Below are 3,859 nucleotides of genomic sequence, written 5' to 3'. Positions count from 1 at the left end.
TCCCGCTGCTGCTTTCGGAGGGCGATGAGCTGGACCTCCAGGTCACGGTGGCCGCGCCCGACGAGGACGGTCACCGTGACATCGCGATCTACACCACGCCGAGCGAGAGCAGCGGGCAGCAGAGCGTCCAGCCCACCTGCCACGCCCGCGGCACCCTGACCCCCGACTCCGGCATCCCCGCAGTCGTGGACTGGGCGGAGACCTGGCCGCCGGAGGACGCGGAGCCCGTCGCGGTCGACGACCTCTACGAGCGCCTCGCCACCCTCGGCTACCACTACGGCTCCTCCTTCAAGGGTCTGCACACCGCCTGGGAGCAGGACCAGTACATCTACGCGGAAGTCGCCCTCCCCGACGACCACATCGCCAGTGCCCGTCAGTACGGCATCCACCCCGGGCTCCTCGACGCCTCCCTCCACGGCGGCCTCGGCTGGCTCGACAAGGGCGGCGACGACGCCGCCGCCCAACTGCCCTTCTCCTGGTCGGGCGTGCGGCTCGGACTGCCCGGCAGCGGCCGGGTGCGGGTCCGGATCACCTCGACGGCGGACTCCGCACTGCGGGCTGACATCGCCGACGAGCAGGGCGAACTCGTGTTCAGCGCCGAACAGTTGGCGTTCCGGCCGGTGGACCAGACACAGCTGGAAGGCGGGCGACGGCCGGAAGCCGGATCGCTCTACACGGTGGAGTGGAGCCCGGTCGCACCGGCCACGGACGCGGCCGCGCCGCGGGTGGCGGGCCTGGGTGAACTGACCGGTACGGAGGAGCACTTCGCGGATCTCGACGCGCTGGTCGCGGCGGTGGCGGCGGGTGCCGCGGTGCCGGACGCGGTGGTGGCGGCGGTGCCGTCCGGAGCGTCGGCGCCCGACGGTGACGCGGCGGATGTGGCGCGGTCGGCGCATGTGGCGGCCGCGGAGACGCTGGGCCTGGTGCAGGAGTGGCTGGCGGCGGAGTCGCTGTCGGGGGCCCGGTTGGTGCTGGTGACCCGGGGCGCGGTGTCGGCCGGCGGGGAGGCGCCGGATGTGGCGGCGGCCGCCGCGTGGGGCCTGGTGCGCAGCGCGCAGTCCGAGCACCCGGGACGGCTCGTCCTGGTGGACCTCGACCCGGCCGGCGGAAACGGCGGCAACGGTGACAGCGGAGGTGCGGGCCCGGACTGGGCCGCGCTCGCCGCGCTCGACGAGCCGCAGGTCGCGGTGCGCGGCGGGCAGGTGCTGGCTCCCCGGCTGACGCGGGCCACCGTACCCCCGGCGTTGGGGACCGTACCGCTGCTCGGTGCAGGCGCGGACGGTGCGGTGCTGGTGACCGGTGGCACGGGTGGTCTGGGCGCGCTGGTCGCCCGGCACCTGGTCACCTCCGGTGGTGTCCGGTATCTGGTGCTGGCGTCGAGGCGAGGTCTTGAGGCGCCGGGTGCGGGCGAGTTGGTGGCGGAGCTGGAGGCTGCGGGTTGCCGGGTGCGGGTCGCGGCGTGCGATGTGGCGGACCGGGAGCAACTGACCGCGCTGCTGGGGTCGTTGGAGGTCCCGCTCGCGGGCGTGGTGCACGCGGCCGGTGTCCTCGACGACGGTTTGCTCGCGTCGATGACGCCGGAGCAGTTGGACCGGGTGATGCGGCCGAAGCTGGACGCGGCCTTGCTGCTGGACGAGTTGACGGCCGGGATGGACCTCCAGTCGTTCGTGCTGTTCTCCTCCGTCGCGGCGCTGATCGGAAGTGCGGGCCAGGGCAACTACGCCGCCGCGAATGCCGGGTTGGACGCGCTGGCAGCGCGGCGCCGGGCGCAGAGGCGTCCGGCGGTGTCGCTGGCCTGGGGCCTGTGGGCGGCCGAAACCGGGATGACCGGGGAACTCGACGCCGCTCAGCTGACCAGGCTCAACCGCATCGGCGTCCAGCCCCTCTCCTCCGAGCTGGGCCTCGAACTGCTGGGCACGGCTCAGCGGGTGGACGCCGCGCTGGTCGCGCCGGTGCAACTCGACCTGGCCGCACTGCGGGAACAGGCGCAGGCCGGTACGGCGGTGCCGTTGCTGGCCGGGCTGGTCCGCACCCCGGGCCGCCCCGCGCGGGCCGGCGGGGGCGGGTCGCTCGCGACGCGGCTCGCGGGCGTGAACCGCGAGCAGTGGGAGCAGGTGACGCTCGACCTCGTCACCGCGCAGGTCGCGGCCGTGCTCGGCCACGCCTCGGCCTCGGCGGTGGACCCAGGACGCGCGTTCAAGGAACTGGGCTTCGACTCGCTCTCCGCGGTCGAGCTGCGGAACCGGGTGGCCCAGGCCACCGGACTCAAGCTGCCCGCCACCCTGATATTCGACCACCCGAGGCCGACGGCGGTGGCGCGGTTCCTGGTCACACAGGTGTCGGGCGCCGGTGTCGGGAAGGCGGCGGCCGCGCGGGTACCGGCCCGGAAGCGCGCCGACGCGGACGAGCCGCTGGCGATCGTCGGCATGAGCTGCCGCTACCCCGGCGGCGCGGCATCGCCCGAGCAGTTGTGGGACCTGGTCGCTGCCGGCCGCGACGTCATCTCGGAACTGCCCGGTGACCGCGGCTGGGACCTGGAGCGGCTGTACGACCCGGACCCGGAGCAGGCTGGCACCGTGTACACGCGCGGCGGCGGATTCCTCGACGGCGCCGGGGACTTCGACGCCGGGTTCTTCGGGATCAGCCCGCGCGAGGCCCTCGGCATGGACCCGCAGCAGCGCCTGCTGCTGGAGGGTGCGTGGGAGGCGCTGGAGGACGCGGGGATCGACCCGGGCTCGCTGCGCGGCAGCGACACCGGCGTGTTCTGCGGCGTCGGCCCGTCGGACTACCTCACGGGGCTGATGGCCGGAGGCGGCGGGCCGGAGCTCGAAGGCTTCCGGATGACCGGCGGAACCACGAGCGTGGTCTCGGGCCGGGTCGCCTACACCCTGGGCCTGGAGGGCCCGGCGGTGTCGGTCGACACGGCCTGCTCGTCGTCGCTGGTGGCGATGCACCTGGCGGCGCAGGCGCTGCGGTCCGGTGAGTGCTCGCTCGTGCTGGCCGGCGGTGTGACCGTGATGGCGGGGCCGTTCCTGCTGGTGGAGTTCTCCCGGCAGCGCGGGCTCGCCGCCGACGGCCGCTGCAAGTCGTACGCGGAAGGCGCCGACGGGACCGGCTTCTCCGACGGCGTCGGCCTGATCGTGCTGGAGCGCCTGTCGGACGCCCGCCGCTTGGGGCACAACGTGCTGGCGGTCCTCCGGGGCAGCGCGGTGAACCAGGACGGCGCGTCCAACGGGCTGACCGCGCCCAGCGGTCCGTCGCAGGAACGCGTGATCCGCGCCGCGCTGGCGTCCGCCGGGCTGCGGCCCGACGAGGTCGACGCGGTCGAGGGCCACGGCACCGGCACCCGGCTCGGCGACCCGATCGAGGCACACGCACTCATGGCGACCTACGGCCAGCGCCGCGCGGACGCACAGCCGTTGTGGCTGGGCTCGATCAAGTCGAACATCGGCCACTCCTCGACGGCGGCCGGCGTGGCCGGAGTGATCAAGATGGTGCAGGCGATGCGGCACCAGCAGCTCCCCGCCACCTTGCACGTGGACGCCCCGTCCTCCCAGGTGGACTGGGAGTCGGGCGCGGTCAAGTTGCTGACCGCCGCGCGGCCTTGGACCGACCCCGGCCGTCCGCGCCGTGCGGGCGTGTCGTCCTTCGGCGTCAGCGGCACCAATGCGCACGTGATCCTGGAGGAGGCGCCGGCGGTCGTTGAGGAGCCGGAGCGGGAGCCCGAGAGGAGCCTTCCCGTGGTGCCGGTGGTGGTGTCGGCGCGGGATGAGGTGGCGTTGCGGGCGCAGGCGGGGCGGTTGCGTGAGTTTTTGGTGGCGCGGCCGGAGTTGGGTGTGCTGGATGTGGGGTGGTCGGC

1 protein-coding gene is annotated in these 3,859 nt (G+C 74.3%); it reads left to right on the top strand.

All coding sequences use genetic code 11. From position 1 onward, the window contains the following. Nucleotides 1-3,859 (top strand): type I polyketide synthase (locus FCI23_RS54385; RefSeq protein WP_136731586.1); only part of this gene is annotated, 3,859 nt, incomplete at both ends.

Source organism: Actinacidiphila oryziradicis, assembly GCF_005047355.1.
Taxonomy (GTDB): Bacteria; Actinomycetota; Actinomycetes; order Streptomycetales; family Streptomycetaceae; genus Actinacidiphila; species Actinacidiphila oryziradicis.
The sequence above is the reverse complement of the archived record's forward strand: the minus strand, read 5'-3'. Positions and strand labels throughout refer to the sequence as shown.